The organism is Streptococcus pseudopneumoniae, assembly GCF_001073085.1.
Classification (GTDB): Bacteria; Bacillota; Bacilli; order Lactobacillales; family Streptococcaceae; genus Streptococcus; species Streptococcus pseudopneumoniae_M.
The window spans coordinates 85,680-104,054 of record NZ_JVFV01000027.1; the positions used below are offsets into that span (position 1 = coordinate 85,680).

At 38.9% G+C, this 18,375-nt stretch carries 14 protein-coding genes and 1 pseudogene; 6 read left to right on the forward strand and 9 right to left on the reverse strand.

Features of this window, described 5'->3' with window-relative positions:
- Positions 1 to 269: 269 nt before the first annotated feature.
- The 3 genes and pseudogenes from ADH90_RS05835 to ADH90_RS05845 form a co-directional block, all read left to right on the forward strand.
- The gene (locus tag ADH90_RS05835) at positions 270 to 1,436 is read left to right on the forward strand and encodes a site-specific integrase (RefSeq protein ID WP_049530350.1); all 1,167 of its coding nucleotides are present in this window, start codon (positions 270 to 272) and stop codon (positions 1,434 to 1,436) included.
- A 204-nt stretch (positions 1,437 to 1,640) separates the two neighbouring features.
- Positions 1,641 to 3,725: a GH92 family glycosyl hydrolase gene (locus tag ADH90_RS05840; protein WP_049530352.1), complete on the forward strand. Its 2,085-nt coding sequence runs from the start codon at positions 1,641 to 1,643 to the stop codon at positions 3,723 to 3,725.
- A 465-nt stretch (positions 3,726 to 4,190) separates the two neighbouring features.
- Positions 4,191 to 5,246 (forward strand): annotated as a pseudogene (locus tag ADH90_RS05845) (APC family permease); the annotation flags it as partial.
- 114 nt (positions 5,247 to 5,360) lie between these two features.
- On the opposite strand, the gene polA reads toward ADH90_RS05845, so the two are convergent.
- From polA to ADH90_RS05890, 9 genes are all read right to left on the reverse strand, one after another.
- On the reverse strand, positions 5,361 to 7,994 hold the full coding sequence (gene polA / locus ADH90_RS05850) for a DNA polymerase I (RefSeq protein WP_049530353.1): 2,634 nt from the start codon (positions 7,992 to 7,994) through the stop codon (positions 5,361 to 5,363).
- A 64-nt stretch (positions 7,995 to 8,058) separates the two neighbouring features.
- The gene (locus ADH90_RS05855; RefSeq protein ID WP_049530355.1) at positions 8,059 to 9,192 is read right to left on the reverse strand and encodes an N-acetylmuramoyl-L-alanine amidase family protein; all 1,134 of its coding nucleotides are present in this window, start codon (positions 9,190 to 9,192) and stop codon (positions 8,059 to 8,061) included.
- Between the two features lie 100 nt (positions 9,193 to 9,292).
- On the reverse strand, positions 9,293 to 9,559 hold the full coding sequence (locus ADH90_RS05860) for a Veg family protein (protein ID WP_000128621.1): 267 nt from the start codon (positions 9,557 to 9,559) through the stop codon (positions 9,293 to 9,295).
- Positions 9,556 to 10,914 (reverse strand): replicative DNA helicase, encoded by a 1,359-nt coding sequence (gene dnaB / locus ADH90_RS05865; protein WP_000852500.1) that lies wholly within the window; start codon positions 10,912 to 10,914, stop codon positions 9,556 to 9,558. Before dnaB ends, ADH90_RS05860 begins: the two co-directional genes overlap by 4 nt.
- Before the next feature lie 42 nt (positions 10,915 to 10,956).
- A complete protein-coding gene (gene rplI, locus ADH90_RS05870; RefSeq protein WP_049530356.1) occupies positions 10,957 to 11,409 on the reverse strand; it encodes a 50S ribosomal protein L9 in 453 nt (150 codons plus the stop codon).
- On the reverse strand, positions 11,406 to 13,379 hold the full coding sequence (locus tag ADH90_RS05875; RefSeq protein WP_049530357.1) for a DHH family phosphoesterase: 1,974 nt from the start codon (positions 13,377 to 13,379) through the stop codon (positions 11,406 to 11,408). Before ADH90_RS05875 ends, rplI begins: the two co-directional genes overlap by 4 nt.
- 148 nt (positions 13,380 to 13,527) lie before the next feature.
- The gene (gene hpf / locus ADH90_RS05880) at positions 13,528 to 14,070 is read right to left on the reverse strand and encodes a ribosome hibernation-promoting factor, HPF/YfiA family (protein WP_049530359.1); all 543 of its coding nucleotides are present in this window, start codon (positions 14,068 to 14,070) and stop codon (positions 13,528 to 13,530) included.
- Between the two features lie 79 nt (positions 14,071 to 14,149).
- A complete protein-coding gene (locus ADH90_RS05885; protein ID WP_049530360.1) occupies positions 14,150 to 14,812 on the reverse strand; it encodes a ComF family protein in 663 nt (220 codons plus the stop codon).
- The gene (locus ADH90_RS05890) at positions 14,809 to 16,107 is read right to left on the reverse strand and encodes a DEAD/DEAH box helicase (protein WP_049530361.1); all 1,299 of its coding nucleotides are present in this window, start codon (positions 16,105 to 16,107) and stop codon (positions 14,809 to 14,811) included. The genes ADH90_RS05885 and ADH90_RS05890 overlap by 4 nt, the downstream gene beginning before the upstream one ends.
- Positions 16,108 to 16,162: 55 nt before the next feature.
- Here ADH90_RS05890 and ADH90_RS05895 point away from each other — a divergent pair, with 55 nt between their 5' ends.
- The 3 genes from ADH90_RS05895 (at position 16,163) to cysK (ending at position 18,281) form a co-directional block, all read left to right on the forward strand.
- Positions 16,163 to 16,798, forward strand: coding sequence for a YigZ family protein (locus ADH90_RS05895; protein WP_049530362.1), 636 nt, complete (start codon positions 16,163 to 16,165; stop codon positions 16,796 to 16,798).
- A 16-nt stretch (positions 16,799 to 16,814) separates the two neighbouring features.
- Complete coding sequence (locus ADH90_RS05900) at positions 16,815 to 17,258, forward strand: PH domain-containing protein (RefSeq protein WP_049530364.1); 444 nt, start codon at positions 16,815 to 16,817, stop codon at positions 17,256 to 17,258.
- Between the two features lie 96 nt (positions 17,259 to 17,354).
- On the forward strand, positions 17,355 to 18,281 hold the full coding sequence (gene cysK / locus ADH90_RS05905) for a cysteine synthase A (RefSeq protein ID WP_049530365.1): 927 nt from the start codon (positions 17,355 to 17,357) through the stop codon (positions 18,279 to 18,281).
- Positions 18,282 to 18,375: the final 94 nt, after the last annotated feature.

Below are 18,375 nucleotides of genomic sequence, written 5' to 3' on the forward strand. Positions count from 1 at the left end.
GCAAAACTCATCCCTAATATTTTTTTTAGGGTAGCCGAAAAGTCCGATTATACCAACAAAGGCGCGTGGATTCTCAAGCTTCGTTCGAGCTTCAAGCCTATATAAGCCCCATATCCGCCTTGTTTCCTACTCTGGTATTATATTTACCACCTAACTCTTTAAAATCGAATGTGGGGCAAACTGTGAAGCCCTAGCATGATATAAACCACAATCTAAAACCTTTTTAATAATAGCTTGCCTGCTGATGTATTTTAGAAAGGTTTATCATCATGAAAATAACTGAAGTTATAAAAAAAGACGGTAGTAAAGTCTATCGTGCTAATGTATATCTAGGAGTTGACCAGGTAACAGGAAAGAAAGTTAAAACCAAGGTAACAGGGCGAACACAAAAGGAAGTAAAACAGAAAGCCAATCAGGAAAAAATAGCTTTTCAAAAAGCAGGATCTACTAGACAAAAGGCTGTTACCATAAAAAACTATCAAGAATTAACCAGTCTCTGGTGGGAAAGCTATAAGAATACAGTTAAGCCAAACACTCAAGGAAATGTTAGAACGCTAATAGATAATCACATATTGCCTACTTTCGGGGAGTATAAGCTCGATAAGCTCACTACTCCACTTATTCAGTCAATTATCAATAAACTTGCTGATAAGGCTAATAGAGGGGAAGAGGGCGCTTTTCTACACTATGATATGATACACGCTTTAAACAAACGTATCTTACAGTATGGCGTAACCATGCAAGCGATACCGTCCAATCCTGCTCGTGATGTTGTTTTACCTCGTAACACTCAGAAAGCAAAGCGACAAAAGCTAAAGTACTTTGATAATCAAGAGTTAAAAAAGTTTCTTGTTTATCTTGATAATTTAGATAGTTGTAAATATCGTTATTACTATGACGTAACGCTCTATAAGTTCCTACTGGCAACTGGTTGCCGTATCAATGAGGCTCTAGCGCTTAGCTGGTCTGATATTGACTTAGACGGTGCCATTGTACACATCACCAAAACACTAAATCGGTATTTAGAAATTAACAGCCCAAAATCTAAGGCTAGTTATCGGGATATAGATATAGATCAAGAGACTGTTAGTATGCTAAAGCAGTACAAACTGCGCCAAACTAAAGAGGCCTGGAAGATAGGACAACGTGAAAGTGTAGTATTTTCTGACTTCATTCATGAATATACTAGCATTGTAAAACTTAAAAAAAGATTACTAACACATTTTAAACGAGCTGATGTTCCGAATATAGGTTTTCATGGTTTCCGTCATACTCACGCTAGTTTACTGCTTAACTCTGGAATACCTTACAAGGAACTCCAGCACCGCCTAGGTCATTCAACTTTATCAATGACCATGGACACATATAGCCACCTCTCAAAAGAGAATGCAAAAAAAGCAGTATCATTCTACGAAACTGCACTAAAAGCACTATAAGGGGAACAAAAAGGGGAACAAAAAGGGGAGCAAATTCAAAAATTAACAATTCAAGACAAAGCAAAAAGCCAATAACAACGGTATTTTGTGAGAGTTATTTTGTAAAAAAGGCTCATTATTCTACAAAATTGTTATATTTTGAAGTCATTTTCTAAAAGTATCCTTTTTCTGATATAATGTAGAAAACTACTGAAGGAAACCACTATGAAACCGATACTTGAAACCATTGATACCCGATTTGGCACCGCGAGCAAGCATGCCTTTTCTCGGGGAAATACCCTACCATACACTGGAGTGCCTTTTGGGATGAATTACTTTGTTCCACAAACGAGTGATCAAGAAGGATCATGGTTTTTTGATCCTCACCTTCCCATATTTCAGGGTGTTCGACTAACCCATCAGCCTAGCCCTTGGATTGGTGATTATTCTTGGTTACTACTGACTCCTGTTACAGGAGAAATCAGTGGCGACACCCTCTTCCATCGTCAGTCTTCTTATAACCTTGATCGTGCTATTTTCAATCCCCATTATCTCAGAATTTTTTCTGAGCGTTATCAGATTGAAACCCAACTCACACCTACTTGCTATGGGGCTTCTATTCAACTAAGACAGATACAAGGCAAGAAGCTCTCACTCTATCTGCATGCAGCTGATGATCTATCATTAGAGCAAGTAAATGAACGTACTGTCAGCCTTGGTCAACGCGGATTAACCGAAACCAACAAAAGTCCCCTCGTCATGTTTACTGCTCTCGCATTCTCTACGGATATTCTATCTATCAATCAAGTGGGGCAAGACTGGCGTATCGACTTGGCTGGAGCAGAAGCTCTAGTTCAACTAGCTACTTCTTTTATTTCTAAAGAACAGGCCCTCTTTAATCTGCCTAGAAAAGACTTTGAAGAAACGAAATCAGAGGCTAAAGCAAGTTGGGAAGACCTTCTAGGCCGTTTTGATGTCGTGGAAACTGGCTCTGTAGACCGAACATTTTTTGATCACTGTCTTTATAGACTCTTTCTTTTCCCACAAACCTTCTATGAGGTAAATGAGCAAGGCGAGACTATTCATATAGACCTTGCTTCAGGAACGATCAAGCCTGGTCTACTCTATACCAACAATGGTTTTTGGGATACCTTCCGCACTTCATTCCCACTCTTTGCCTTGATTATTCCAGAGCACTATCGTCAGTTTCTTGAAGGTTTCCTCAATAGCTATAGAGATACTGGGTATCTCCCTAAGTGGCTGGCTCCTGACGAAAGAGGAATGATGCCTGGGACTTTGATTGATGGCCTTCTTGCAGATAGTGCCTGCAAGGATATGGCACCTGAGTTTGAAGAAGAATTTCTCAAAGCCATGATTGAAACTGCTACTAAGGCAGATCCAAAAGCTATCAACGGGCGACATGGCCTAAGCCAATACCAAGAACTGGGCTATTTATCCACAGACTACCACGAAAGTGTCAGTCATACGCTAAATTATACCTACAGCGATTTTTGTATCTCTACTTGTGCAGAAAAATTAGGTCAAGAAAATCTGGCTCAAACCTATGCTCAATATTCTAAAAACTATCAGAATCTATTTGACTCTGAGACGGGTTACATGAGGGCGCGTGATGTAGATGGCAACTTCCGTCCTGACTTTTCTCCCTATAGTTGGGGGCGTGACTACGCTGAGTGTTCAGCTTTTCAAGCCAGTCTCGGTGTCTTACACGATATTTCTGGACTTAGCCAACTAATGGGTGGAAAAGAAGCCTTTAGCAACTATCTTTTGAAAGCTTGTCAAAGTCTCCCACTCTTTGAAACGACGGGCTATGGATATGAAATTCATGAGATGAGCGAGATGGCAACAGCGCCATTTGGTCAACTAGCCATTTCCAACCAACCAAGTTTCCACATCCCTTATCTGTTCCGCTACAGTAGTTATCCCCAATATACCAGTCTCTTGGTCAAGACTCTCCGTCAAAAAGCCTTTCAAGCTGGCTGGGATGCTTATCCAGGAGATGAGGATAATGGTAGTCTATCGGCTTGGTATGTATGGTCTGCTCTCGGGCTTTACCCAACCTGCCCAGGAAAAGCAAGTTATGACCTTGGAATTCCACTCTTTGATCACCTTCGTGTCTATCTGGCAGAAAAAAATCAGTGGTTGGATGTTCGTACTCAACAAAATCATGAGCACTTCCACTTTGTCAAAGACTGTCAACTGGACGGAAAAGAGAAACAAAGCATCAGCCATCAGGAATTGCTCAATGCTAAGACTCTTGACTTTACCCTCAGCTGGTTGCCAAAGCATTAATAACCTAACCCCTTTGTCAGACGCAAAGGGATCTTCTTATCCATAAAAAGTTATCCACAAGCTGTGAATAACCTTCAACCTTTCTTCGGAAAAGATTTTCAAGTTTTTCCAAAATATCTTTCCAATTCCATTCTCTATGCTTTAGACTAGAAAGCATCCAACAAAGCTTGTTATATCAAGATTTATACTAGTTTATCATCTCTTATAATTCCTAAATTTCTTGCTGCCTTCTAAACCATTGCTATAAAAATATTTTTGATAGGATGGTGTCAAGTTATCCACAGGATGTGGATAATCTTTTTCTAAACCAACAAGCCCTATTCCCTATCTGTTAGCTAGCTTTTACTTTTTTTATAGTAAATTTCAAAGTTTGTTAGGCGCTTTCAAAAAATCATGATATACTGAAATTATCTGAAAAGGAGACATTATAAAAAAAGATCAACACCCTTAATTAGCTGATGGTTTCTCTGCTTGCTAATCTTTGGACTTTTCCTCTACCTTTCTACAAAAGGATTGACAACACTGAAAGTCATCGGTAGCTTGGCAGGAAGTGCCATGTTGATTATGTCTTTACTCTTTGTGCTTTTGGCTGTCGGTCTGCCTTTCATTAAGCCAGACATCCAGTTTGCGACACCGCACATGGATCAACTGAGCACCTACATTCCAAACTTTGATTTTTCTTATTTCACAACGATCTCATTACTGGTCTTTGCAGTTGGTGGTTGCGAAAAAATTTCCCCTTATGTGAATCAAACTCGTAATCCTGCAAAAGAATTTCCAAAGGGTATGATTGTCATGGCCATCATGGTAGGACTCTCTGCTATCCTTGGTTCAGTTGCCATGGGAATGCTATTTGATGGTAATAACATCCCTGAAGACCTCATGCGTAATGGTGCTTATCAAGCCTTCCAAATGTTAGGAAATTCTTGGGGAGTTGGAAACCTCTTTGTCGTAATCTACGCTCTTACAAACATGGTCGGACAAATTGCGGCACTTGCCTTCTCTATTGATGCACCATTACAAATCCTACTCAATAACGCTGACGAAAACTACATCCCAAGCTGGCTTCGTAAACGTACTGAAAAAGGGGTCCTCATTAACGGCTACCTCCTTACAGGCGTCCTCGTTAGCCTTATCATCATCCTTCCAATTTTTGGTATTCAGGAAATTGACGGACTTGTAAAATGGATGACCAACCTCAATTCTATAGTAATGCCAATGCGTTACCTCTGGGTATTCCTTGCCTATATGATGCTCAATCGTGCTTGGAAGACATACAAAAATGCCGAATACAAGTTTGTGAACAATCCTAAAATTGGCTTTGTGATCGGTACTTGGTGCCTCCTATTTACAGCCTTTGCTTGTATCCTAGGTATGGTTCCAAAAATTAGCTATGCTGAGAATCCAACTGCTTGGCAATTCTCTCTTCTTACAAATATCTTGACACCAATTATTCTGATTGGTCTAGGAGTTATTCTACCAGTACTTGCCAAAAAAGAACAAAAGAAACAAATCAAATAAATCAAATAAATTCTACTATTAGCTAGATAGTTTCACTTTTGTCTTTTCCTGAAAGAAAAATCCCTTTGAACAGTAGCGTTCAAGGGGATTTCTTTTTGTTTAATAGTCTATTTTTTACTTGGCCTCATACCAAGTTACGCCTTCATTTTCATCAGCAATCAGGGGCACACTTAGTTGAATGGCTTCTTCCATGGTTTGTTTGACGAGTTTTTTTATGGCAGCTAATTCTGACTTAGGCACTTCAAGAACAATTTCATCGTGTACTTGTAACAACATCTTAGTTTGATAACCACCTGCTACCAAGGCTTTATCTAGCTGAATCATAGCGATTTTGAGAATATCTGCAGCCGATCCTTGAATAGGTGAGTTGATAGCTGTACGCTCTGCAAAACCACGAATGTTAAAGTTACGCGAATTGATATCTGGCAACTCACGACGACGTTTGAAGAGAGTCTCTACATAACCCTTATCACGCGCCTCACGAACGACTTCATCCATGTAATTTTTGATACCAGGGAAGCGTTCAAAGTAAGTGTCGATGTATGCTTTAGCCTCTTTACGGCTGATACCTAGGTTATTGGATAAACCAAAGTCTGAAATTCCATAAACCACTCCAAAGTTGACAGCCTTGGCATTGCGACGGTCGTTTGGAGTCACATCCTCAGGACGTTCAATTCCAAAGACACGCATGGCTGTCGAGGTATGGATATCAGCTCCCTCTTGGAAGGCCTTGATTAAGTGCTCATCTTTAGAGATATGCGCCAAAACTCGCAACTCAATCTGTGAATAGTCAGAGCTGAGAAGGACACTATCCTCCCACTCTGGCACGAAAGCCTTACGAATGAGGCGACCTTGTTCCAAGCGAACAGGAATATTTTGCAAGTTTGGATCCACACTAGACAGACGCCCTGTCTGAGTTAAATCTTGGACATAGCGCGTGTGAATCTTGCCATCCGCTAAAATCCAATCCTGCAAACCAATCACATAAGTCGATTGAATCTTAGCAATTTGACGATAATCTAAAATTTTCTTGACGATTGGGGCAATAGGAGCTAGGCGCTCTAACACATCCACGGCTGTCGAGTACCCTGTCTTGGTTTTCTTGGTATATTCGAGAGGGAGACCTAGTTTTTCAAAAAGAAGGACACCCAACTGTTTAGGTGAATTGATATTAAATTCCTCACCTGCTAGGTCATAAATCTCTTGCGTCAACTTTTCAATGACAAGCTCATTTTCAGCTTGCATCTCGAGTAATGTTTCTTTTTTTACCTTGATCCCAGCAATTTCCATCTTAGCAAGGACAAAAGCCAGAGGCTGCTCCATGTCATAAAGGAGATCTAATTGCCCATTTTCGCTTAATTTTTCAAGTAAGACAGGCTCTGTCTCAACCAATACAGCAACCTTGCGAGCCAAGTGTTCCAAGAAGGTCTCTCTCTCAGGGATAGCTTTCTTGACACCCTTACCATAGAAGGTTTCATCATCGACTAGGTAAGTTTGACCATAGAGACTAGCAATGGTTGAAATTTCATTATTCTCTACAGTAGAGAGAAGGTATTTGGCCAAGCGACTGTCAAAAGCTGGAGCCTGTAAATTCAAACCAAAACGATTTAAGAGAACTTTAGCTTTCTTAAAGTCATACACTTTCAGAGGTGTTTTTTCTAGAAAATCTTTGAGAATCGGATTCTGCAAAAGTTTCAACTTATCTGTAGCGTATAGCTTGTCCCCACAAGACCAAGCAAAACCAACCAAATCATCTGTATGGTAATTTTCACCAAAAAGTTCAAAGTGAAAGATAGAGTCGGCACTCAGCATATCTTCAGTCACTTTGTCAACCATGGTGAAATTCAAAGTCTCAGCTTGATTCGCCTGAGAAGCATTCAAGGCTTGTTTGAGCTGTTTAAAGCCCATCTCATCGTAGAATTTACCTAAACTTTCCACATTTGGACCACTATAGACCAAGTCATCTAGGCCAATCTCGATTGGTGCCTTGGTATCAATCGTTGCCAGTGTTTTAGACAAAAAGGCCTGTTCCTTGTCATTGACGAGATTTTCCTTCATCTTGGAAGCCTTCATGCTATCAATATTTTCATAAATACCTTCGAGCGAGCCGTGTTCTAACAAGAGCTTGATACCGGTCTTTTCACCAATCTTGGTCACCCCTGGAATATTATCAGACTTATCCCCCATGAGTGCCTTGAGATCAATGAACTGGATTGGTGTGATTCCCATCTTTTCCATGAGATAAGCCGGCGTAAATGCCTCAAACTCAGCTACACCTTTCTTAGAAATCTCAACCACAGTATGCTCATCTGTCAACTGAATCAAGTCCTTGTCTCCGCTGACGATAGTTACATCAAAAGAATCCTTTTCAGCCAAACGACCCAGAGTCCCGATGATATCATCTGCTTCATACTGAGCTAACTCATAATGACGAATCCCAAGATGGTCTAGCAACTCACGAATAAAAGGAAATTGCTCACGAAACTCATCTGGAGTCTTGGCACGACCACCCTTATAGTCTGCATACATCTCTGTACGGAAAGTCGTCTTCCCTGCGTCAAAAGCAACCAAAATATGGCTCGGCTGGACACGTTCCAATAGGTGATTTAGCATCAGGTGAAAACCGTAGATTGCATTGGTATGTAGTCCATTGTCATTTTTAAAACGATCCAGCTGCTGGTAAAGTGCAAAAAAAGCGCGAAAAGCAACTGAAGATCCATCAATCAATAATAATTTTTTCTTGTCCATACACCCATTATAAAGGAAAGCAGGGAAAAATACCATTAGGAAGAGCCCAAATGCTGAATAACACTTATGAGACTGGTTTTTCTACTCGAACTCCATCGCCATCAACTTGAAATCCATCGATAGTAGTATTTACTGCCAATTCTCCAGATGCATTTACATAGTAATGTTTTCCTGAAACCTGGAACCACTGGCTGGTTTTCATAGCTCCAGAACTTTCCAGATAATACCAAATACCTTTATCCTTCAACCAACCTGTCTGCATTTCACCAGATGACTTCAAGTAATACCAATTCGAACCATCTTTTAACCAACCTGTCGTCATTCTACCATCAGCTTGCAAATGATACCAGTTCCCATTAATCTTCTTCCAACCGACGGCTATCTGACCATTTTCATAGTAGTACCAACTTGTTCCCTCTTTTGCCCAACCATTTTTAGAGCTACCTGTTTTAGTTAAGGGGATATAACGTCTGTTTCCACTTCGTGAAATATAACTAATCCATTTATAGCCTTCTTTTTCAAAGGTTTGATCATAATGAACACTCATTCCAGCTTCGTAGTAATCGATAACAGTAGATGTCAATGATGGCTGATCCATAATAGCACATTTTTCTGTGAAGTGATGAGTTCCACTGAAAGCTAGTAGAGACTGATGATGCCCTACACTGGCATTCCCTACATCTTTAAAGTGAATGAAACCAGTCATAGAACTCGCCTTTACAATTCTACTATGATATGTTTCTGTATAATCATAATTGTACTCCTCGATTTCAATCATGTCTCCAATCACATTAGATACCCAGGCTACGTGACCGTACTGCCCTCTTGTACTCCAAGCAATCGCACCAATTGCTGGTTGCTGGTCCACCCGATAGCCTTCTTTTTGGGCTCGATAACCCCATTGATTAGCGTTCCCATAAGCAGCCGGTAGTTCAAAACCATTGACACTACTTAAACGAAAAGCAGCAAAAGAAGTACACTGTCCTGAGTACATGCGCCACTTATCAATTTTTTGACTTCCATTTTTATAATAATAGGGATAATCATCTCCTCGTGCCAGTGATCCATTGTTTACCTGGTTGGCATGAACAGTTCCTCCACCAAACAAAAAAGCTCCTGCTAGTAATAGTGAAGCTGATCCTACAGCTGTCTTTCTGAGAAAAGTTCCCTTTTTATGTCCTGCTTTAGTAAATGTCATTCATTCTCCTTCAAATAATTAGATTTTTGAGGTTGACCTCATCTATATCATTCGAAAGAAAATAAAAAAAGTGAGAAACTTCCCACTTTCATGATTAGCCTTAATCCAAATAATGAATCAGGTTCTTTTCCGTTAAAATGTCTGAATAGGTGAAAGATTCAACATAGACATTAGCCTGTTTGTCTCCTTCAACATTTCCAAACTCAACGATGAAGAGCGATGGATAAACCTCAATTAGTTTTCCCAAACGATTTTTTTGGCGTTTACGACCATTTTCTAAGGTCATTTCTACCACTTGTCCCTCATGCGCCTTAATTTCTTCTTTTATTTTTTTCATTTTAGCCACATCTGTAAATGCGTCTGTCATCTTGGTTCCTCCATCTTCGAAATACTTGAAAATTTATTATATTCTTTTTGGAAAATCAATTCTACCGTTCCGCGAGCACCGCTACGGTTTTTCTCGATAATCACTTCTACTTTATTATTTGGAATGCCTTCCTCTTCTTCACCACCGCGCTCATAATAATCATCACGATAGAGGAAGGCTACGATATCTGCATCCTGCTCGATAGATCCAGATTCACGAATATCAGACAAAACTGGTCTCTTATCTTGACGTTGCTCTACACCACGAGAAAGCTGACTAAGAGCTATAACTGGAACTTTGAGTTCTTTTGCTAAGATTTTCAACTGACGGGAAATCTCAGATACTTCTTGTTGACGATTTTCTCGACCAGTTCCAGTGATAAGCTGAAGATAGTCAATCAAAATCAAGCCTAGATTACCTGTTTCCTGAGCCAGTTTACGAGAACGAGATCGAATTTCTGTGATTCGAATCCCAGGTGTATCATCAATATAGATACTTGCATTAGCCAGATTACCCTGAGCAATCGTATACTTACGCCATTCTTCCTCGGTCAATTGACCCGTACGGATAGAATGTGACTCTACCAAGCCTTCTGCAGCCAACATACGATCGACCAAACTTTCAGCACCCATTTCCAGAGAGAAAATAGCAACTGTCTTATCGAGTTTGGTTCCGATATTTTGCGCAATATTCAAAGCAAAGGCTGTCTTACCAACCGCAGGACGAGCTGCCAAAATAATCAATTCTTCCTCATGCAGACCTGTCGTCATATGATCTAAATCTCGATAGCCTGTCGCAATACCCGTGATATCTGAAGTCTGTTGCGAACGAGCTTCTAGATTTCCAAAGTTAATATTCAATACATCGCGAATATTTTTAAAACCATTTCGATTGGCATTCTCACTGACATCAATCAAGCCTTTTTCTGCACGAGCGATAATTTCGTCAGCAGGTTGAGAAGCTTCATAGGCTAGGTTTACAGACTCTGTCAACTTAGCAATCAGGCGTCGAAGCATAGCCTTTTCTGCTACAATTTTAGCATAGTATTCCGCATTGGCAGAGGTTGGCACCGAATTGACAATCTCAACCAGATAAGACAAGCCTCCAATAGTTTGTAAATCACCCTGACTATCTAGTATCGTCCGAACTGTGGTTGCATCAATAGCATCTCCACGATCAGACAAATCAACCATAGCCTGAAAAATCAAACGGTGAGCATACTTAAAGAAGTCCTGTGAATCGATATATTCTCGGACAAAGACGAGTTTAGTCTCATCAATAAAAATGGCTCCCAACACAGATTGTTCTGCCAGAATATCTTGAGGCTGAACACGCAGTTCTTCAACTTCTGCCATCAGACTTTCCTTCCTTTTACAATGCTGTCAACCAATCGTAAATTAAGCTTCCTTGACACGAAGATTGATTACACTTGTCACTTCTTGATAAATCTTCACCGGAACATCAATCAAACCAACTGCTCGGATTGGTGATTGAATTTGAATGTGGCGTTTATCAATTTTAATACCAAATTGTTTTTGCAATTCTTCTGCAATTTTCTTGTTGGTAATAGATCCAAATGTACGTCCATCTGGACCAACTTTTTCAACAAACTCAACGATGGTTTCCTCTGCTTCCAGTTTCGCTTTAATTTCCTTAGCTTCTGCAAGCATCTCTGCATGTGCTTTTTCTTCTGATTTTTGCTTACCACGCAACTCACCAATGGCTTGAGCTGTAGCTTCCTTAGCAAGGTTTTTCTTAATTAAAAAGTTTTGTGCATATCCAGTTGGCACTTCTTTAATTTCACCTTTTTTTCCTTTACCTTTAACATCTGCTAAAAAGATTACTTTCATTCTTCTGACTCCTTTTCTTTTGTTTCATTAAAAATAACTGTTTTCAGTTTATCTCCTGCTTCTTGCAGGCTCATATCTGTCAAACGTGCCGCAGCTAAGTTAAAGTGACCACCTCCACCTAACTCTTCCATAATTCGTTGGACATTGATCTTACTTCTGCTTCGCGCAGAAATGGAGATTGCTCCTTGACTATTCTTAGCAAGTACAAAGCTGGCCTCTATACCAGACATAGCAAGCATAGCATCAGCAGCCTTACTAATAACAACCGTATCGTACTCTTTATCCTCCAAAGCTTGAGCAACCAGGATTGATGGCTGTACCATTTGTCCCTGCAAAATGAGTTCATTTACCAATCGATATTCTTCAAAATCAGTGGCTGAAATTTCCTGAATGATAATGCTATCACTCCCTCTCGTTCTGAGATAACTTGCAACATCAAAAGTTCGACTAGTTACCCGAGAGGTGAAATTTTTAGTATCCAACATCATTCCCCCCATAAGAACACTAGCCTGAATGCGACTCAAACGTTTCTTCTTAGAGTTTTGAAATTGAATCAACTCAGTTACAAGTTCACTAGCACTGCTTGCTCCACTCTCAATATAGGTAATAACCGCATTATCTGGAAAATCTTGGTCGCGACGGTGATGGTCAATGACAATCGTCTGTGTAAACAAGTCATAAAACTCTTTGGATAAGGTTAAAGCTGTCTTAGAATGGTCAACCATCACAAGCAAGGAACGTTTGGTAACCATTGTCATAGCCTGGCCTAAAGGAAGAAGTTTTGAAACACCCTCCTCTTCCAAATAGTTAACCGCTCGAGCAATATCTGGAGACATCTGTGTAGGTTCATAAATCACATAACTCTCTTCCAGTACATTACTCGAAAACAACTGCATTCCAACCGCTGATCCAAGAGCATCCATATCCAGATTCTTATGACCAACCACAAAAACTCGATCGACACTTTTAAGTTTATCTGAAATAGCTGTCATCATGGCACGAGTTCGTGTCCGAGTACGTTTAACAGATGCAGCTGAACCTCCTCCAAAGTAGATTGGATTTTTAGTTTCATCATTCTCTTTTACGACAACTTGGTCACCACCACGAACTTCAGCTAAGTTGAGATTAAGAAGAGCCACCTTCCCAATCTGATCATGATTCCCATCACCATAGGAAACTCCCATACTCATCGTTAGCGGTAAATTCCGTTGCTTAGCTTCCTCACGAAAGGTATCAATCACAGAAAACTTATCATGCATCAAGTGACCAAGTACAGTGTAGTCAGTAAATAGATAAAACCGATCCATACTCACTCTACGAGAAAACATGGCATGTTTCCCAGCAAATTCTGAAACAAAATTTGCAACAAAGCTATTAATATGACTAATGTCTGATTCAGACGTTTCATTTTCCAAATCATCATAGTTATCAACTGAGATAATCCCGATTACCGGTCTACTTGTCACAAGCTCAACAGTCGCCTCATACTCACCAGAAACATCAAAAAAGTATAAGACACCTGAATTTCTATCTAAATGCACTGCATATCGTTTCTCCCCAACAATGGCATAAGACCCTGGAGTAGAAATCGAACTCTTTAAAATCTTTTGAAATTGAGGAAAATCAATTTCTCCATCCTCAGTTGTCAAAATTAATTCCGCATAGGGATTGAACCATTCAATCTCACTGCTGTCCATATTTAATTTAACAACCCCGACAGGCATTTGCTCTAGGAGAGCACTCAAACTATCCGTAGCCTGATGATTAACATACTGGATTTGCTCGATATCTGTTTTTTTGTAATATTTTTTCTGGAAATTAAACAGCAGAACATAGAATACGATAAATAAAAATAGACTTGCTATAGTGATAAGATTATCCTTTACTAACACAATCAAAATGGTCATAATCGTAAAGGTTACCATAGCAATCAGATACATAAAAAAGGGATTTATTTCATTTTTTTTCATTACAAACCTCTTGCGCATTATTATACCATAAATGTAGCCAAAATGCGACTTTTAAAGAGGGAACACTATATTCAAATAATAGTAAAACATCCAAACTAAAAAGTGGTTTACACTAGTGTAAACCACTTTCAAAGACTAATTTTTTTGATTATTTAACTTCTAGAAGACCAATATCTCCATCTTCACGACGATAAATAACATTTGTTGTTTCATCTTCAACATCTACATAGATAAAGAAGTCATGTCCCAATAAATCCATCTGTAAGATAGCTTCTTCCAAATCCATTGGTTTCAAATCAATTTGTTTTGAACGAACAACTTTTGGTTGTACTACATCTAAGTCCTCAACTAAAGCATCTGTAAAGAGTTGACTTGTAGATACTTTATTTCTGTTCTTACGTTCAATTTTAGTTTTGTTTTTACGAATCTGACGCTCAATCTTATCTGTCACCAAATCAATAGAACCGTACATATCTTGAGAAATATCTTCTGCACGAAGAGTAATAGATCCAAGCGGAATGGTTACTTCTACTTTAGCAGTCTTTTCACGGTAAACTTTCAAGTTAACACGCGCATCCAATTCTTGGTCTGCTTGGAAGTATTTTTCGATCTTTTCGAGTTTAGAAACTACATAATCACGAATTGCTTCTGTTACTTCTAGGTTTTCACCACGGATACTATATTTAATCATATAAGTACCTTCTTTCTAAACATATTTGTTTTTCTAATTATATTATAACGCTTTCATATTTTTTTTGCAAACTTTTTCCTCATCTTGCGAGGGAAAAAGTTTTAATATTCTGACATCCAGCCTCTAAAAACATACTTTTAAGACGATTCAAGGTAGTTCCAGTCGTGTAAATATCATCAAATAGTAAGATATTTTCTGGAAGCTTCACTACATCTTTCAATAAAAAGGGAAATTCTGCAAGTAAGCGATCCGATCGATTTTTTGAAGAACTAGCCTCCACTTCTTTTTTAACCAAAATATCCAGATATGTTAACCCTGTCTCCATTATCAAACCTTCAACTTGATTAAAGCCTCTGCTTTTAAAACGCTGGTCACTCAGAGGGACAATCACAATCTGATAGTCCTTATACTTCTTTAACTCTTTTTGCAATATCTCAGAAAATACCTTTCTAAGAAGATAATCACCATCAAATTTATAGCGACTAAAATATTCTTTCATTGCCTGATTATAGGAATAAAGAGCCACATGATCAACCTTTACACCTTTTTTACACCAAAATTGACAATCTTGACAGATAATTGACACCCCTTTTTTAAAACAACTAGGACAATGATTACCAGCAATACTCTCGAAAGACGAAATACAGGATTCACATACTAGTTCCTCCTCCTTTTTAAAACAGAGCAGGTTAGTAAAAGTTATCTCTGTTTGCAAGCTTTTACCACACAATAAACACTTCATACTCCTGCCTCCTGATTCATTTGTTTAATCTCCTTTATGGCTTTCTTAATGGACTGATTGAGTCCATCATGGAAAAATATAAGTTCTCCAGTAGGACGATCCATGCTTCTTCCAACCCGCCCACCAATTTGTACTAAACTTGACTTAGTAAAGAGTTGATGATTGGCTTCCACCACAAAAACATCTACACGGGGGAAGGTAACTCCACGCTCTAATATAGTTGTGCTTATTAATATCGTCAACTCGCCATCTCGAAAGGCCTGTACCTGCTCTAATCGGTCTTCTGTGATTGAAGATACAAAGCCTATTTTCTCATTTGGAAATTTCTCCTGCAAAATTTCTTTTAGCTTTTCTCCCTTTTTTATTTCAGATGCGAAGATTAGTAAGGGATATGCCGTCTCTCTCTGTTTCTCAATGTAAAGTTTTAATTTTGGAGGTAAGCCATTTTTTTCTAAATATCTATTAAAATGCGATAACCAGATTGGCTTGGGAACAATGAGAGGATTTCCATGAAAGCGACGTGGCAAACTGAGACGCTTTAACTCCCCTTGTTTAACTTTTCTGTCTAACTCATCTGTTGACGTTGCTGTTAAAAATATTCTCAATCCATTTTCCTTTACACAATTGTTGACTGCATGGTAAAGCACTGGATTATCAACATAAGGAAAGGCATCTACTTCATCCACAATCAATAAATCAAAAGCTTGATAAAATTTTAATAGTTGGTGAGTGGTTGCTACAACTAAAGGTGTACGAAAATAGGGATCCGACTCCCCATGTAGTAGTGCAATCTCACATGCAAAATCATTTTGTAATCGTTTATGGAGCTCTAGGCAAACATCAATTCGTGGACTGGCCAGACAAACAGCTCCACCCTGATTTATCACCTTAGCGACAACTTGGTAGATCATCTCTGTCTTACCAGCTCCTGTCACTGCATGTACCAAGGTGGCCTCCTTCTTATCTACCGCCTGAAGGAGTCCTTGTGATACCCGCTCTTGAAATGGAGTCAGTTGACCTGACCATTTGAGTACATCTTGCTTGGGAAAATATTCTTGCGGAAAGTAATAGAGTTTTTGATCACTTCTTATTCGCTTCATAATCAAGCATTCTCGACAATAAAAAGCACCAACAGGCAAATGCCATTCTTCTTTTATCTGACTACCACAACGCTGACAATATTGTTGGCCCTTCTCTTTTTTTATGGATGGAATTTGTTTTGCTCGTTGTCTCTCCTCAAGACTTAATTCTTGTTCCGTAAAAAGGCGACCGAGGTAATTTGGATTGACTTTCATATTTCTTTATTCGTAAAATGTAGAACTTTACGCTATTTTTTAGTACAATAAAAATATGGAATATAGAACTATAAAAGAGGACGGTCAAGTCCAAGAAGAAATTAAAAAATCACGCTTTATCTGTCATGCCAAGCGTGTCTATAGTGAAGAAGAGGCTCGTGATTTTATCACAGCTATCAAAAAAGAACACTATAAAGCAACCCACAACTGCTCTGCCTTTATTGTCGGTGAACGTAGTGAAATCAAGCGAACTAGTGATGACGGAGAACCTAGTGGAACTGCTGGTATTCCTATGCTAGGAGTTTTGGAGAATCACAACCTTACTAATGTCTGTGTTGTAGTTACTCGTTATTTTGGTGGTATCAAACTAGGGGCTGGTGGTTTGATTCGCGCTTATGCTGGTAGTATTGCCCTAGCAGTTAAGGAAATTGGCATTATTGAAATCAAAGAGCAGGCAGGGATACAGATTCACATGACCTATGCCCAGTATCAAGAATATGGGAATTTTCTTAAAGAGCATAATCTCATAGAATTAGAGACAAACTTTACAGATCAAGTTGACACTATGATTTTCATTGATAAAGAAAAGAAAGACGGTATCAAGGCTGATCTCATTGAATTTTTCAATGGAAAAGTTACTCTAACTGACAAAGGTTTACGTGAAGTTGAAGTACCTGTAAACCTATCGTAAAGAAAGGAAATATCATATGGCTTTTGGAAGATTAATTCAGGGACTCGCTGGAAACTTCAGTGAGCAAAGTAAAGAAGCTCTTACCAAGGAGTTTGGACAATATTTATTAGAAAATGAAGAAATTCAAAGCGGATATAAACTTATTCGTGACTCAATTATCTTTACAAATATCCGAATCATCTTTACAGATAAACAAGGGGCAACCGGACGGAAGATGTCTATCAAATCAATTTTCCTCATGAACATCATTAATGTTGAGATGGAAACTGCTGGACTTGGGATTGATGATAGCGAGATTACGATTACTTATTTAGAAAATGCCTTTTTAAAATCTCACAATGAACTTTTTAATTCTCACAAATTTGAATTTCCAAAGAAAACAGATATCATACCTCTATACACTTATCTGTTTGAATTAGCTTATCACAATCGTTTGAATATTAACGATTTGAATCACTGATATAAAGAAATCCTATCACTCCGATAGGATTTCTATATTTTACAAAAGTTAAAGTTAGCGTTATACTAGTAGCATCTTATATAAAGAGGTGCTTATATGGCTATTTATAACAACATCACAGAACTCATCGGTAGAACACCGATTGTTAAATTAAACAACATTGTACCCGAAGGTGCAGCAGATGTTTATGTAAAACTTGAAGCTTTTAACCCAGGATCATCCGTTAAAGACCGCATCGCCCTAAGTATGATTGAAAAAGCAGAACAAGAAGGTAAATTGAAACCAGGTTCTACTATTGTGGAAGCAACAAGTGGAAACACTGGTATTGGACTTTCATGGGTTGGTGCTGCTAAAGGCTATAAAGTTGTTATCGTTATGCCTGAAACCATGAGTGTTGAACGTCGTAAAATTATCCAAGCTTATGGAGCTGAACTAGTCCTCACTCCTGGTAGCGAAGGAATGAAAGGTGCGATTGCAAAAGCGCAGGAAATTGCTGCTGAGCGTGATGGTTTCTTACCATTACAGTTTATTAACCAAGCTAACCCAAAAGTTCACGAAAGAACAACAGGAGCTGAAATCCTAGCTGATTTTGGAGCTGATGGTTTAGATGCCTTTGTTGCTGGTGTTGGTACCGGAGGAACTATTTCAGGTGTTTCTCATGCTCTTAAAACTGCTAACTCAAACATTCAAGTTTTTGCAGTTGAGGCAGACGAGTCAGCTATCTTGTCAGGTGAAAAACCAGGTCCTCACAAAATTCAAGGTATCTCTGCTGGATTCATTCCAGATACACTTGATACAAAAGCTTATGATGGTATCGTTCGCGTAACCTCAGACAATGCTCTTGCACTTGGTCGTGAGATTGGCGGAAAAGAAGGTTTCCTTGTTGGAATTTCTTCTGCTGCAGCTATCTATGCAGCAATTGAAGTTGCTAAAAAACTTGGAGCAGGAAAAAAAGTCCTTGCTCTCGCACCAGATAACGGTGAGCGTTACCTATCTACAGCTCTCTATGAGTTTGAAGTATAGTCTCCTAAATACACTAAGCCCTTGTATAGGGCTTTTTGTTTACCTTTTAAAATAAACCTCTGAATCCCCCTCCAACAAAAGAAAAGGAAGCTGA

Coding starts and splice junctions, on each gene's coding strand:
- ADH90_RS05835 (WP_049530350.1), top strand. CDS start 270: ATGAAAATAACTGAAGTTATAAAAAAAGACGGTAGTAAAGTCTATCGT.
- ADH90_RS05840 (WP_049530352.1), top strand. CDS start 1,641: ATGAAACCGATACTTGAAACCATTGATACCCGATTTGGCACCGCGAGC.
- polA (WP_049530353.1), bottom strand. CDS start 7,994: ATGGACAAGAAAAAATTATTATTGATTGATGGATCTTCAGTTGCTTTT.
- ADH90_RS05855 (WP_049530355.1), bottom strand. CDS start 9,192: ATGACATTTACTAAAGCAGGACATAAAAAGGGAACTTTTCTCAGAAAG.
- ADH90_RS05860 (WP_000128621.1), bottom strand. CDS start 9,559: ATGACAGACGCATTTACAGATGTGGCTAAAATGAAAAAAATAAAAGAA.
- dnaB (WP_000852500.1), bottom strand. CDS start 10,914: ATGGCAGAAGTTGAAGAACTGCGTGTTCAGCCTCAAGATATTCTGGCA.
- rplI (WP_049530356.1), bottom strand. CDS start 11,409: ATGAAAGTAATCTTTTTAGCAGATGTTAAAGGTAAAGGAAAAAAAGGT.
- ADH90_RS05875 (WP_049530357.1), bottom strand. CDS start 13,379: ATGAAAAAAAATGAAATAAATCCCTTTTTTATGTATCTGATTGCTATG.
- hpf (WP_049530359.1), bottom strand. CDS start 14,070: ATGATTAAATATAGTATCCGTGGTGAAAACCTAGAAGTAACAGAAGCA.
- ADH90_RS05885 (WP_049530360.1), bottom strand. CDS start 14,812: ATGAAGTGTTTATTGTGTGGTAAAAGCTTGCAAACAGAGATAACTTTT.
- ADH90_RS05890 (WP_049530361.1), bottom strand. CDS start 16,107: ATGAAAGTCAATCCAAATTACCTCGGTCGCCTTTTTACGGAACAAGAA.
- ADH90_RS05895 (WP_049530362.1), top strand. CDS start 16,163: ATGGAATATAGAACTATAAAAGAGGACGGTCAAGTCCAAGAAGAAATT.
- ADH90_RS05900 (WP_049530364.1), top strand. CDS start 16,815: ATGGCTTTTGGAAGATTAATTCAGGGACTCGCTGGAAACTTCAGTGAG.
- cysK (WP_049530365.1), top strand. CDS start 17,355: ATGGCTATTTATAACAACATCACAGAACTCATCGGTAGAACACCGATT.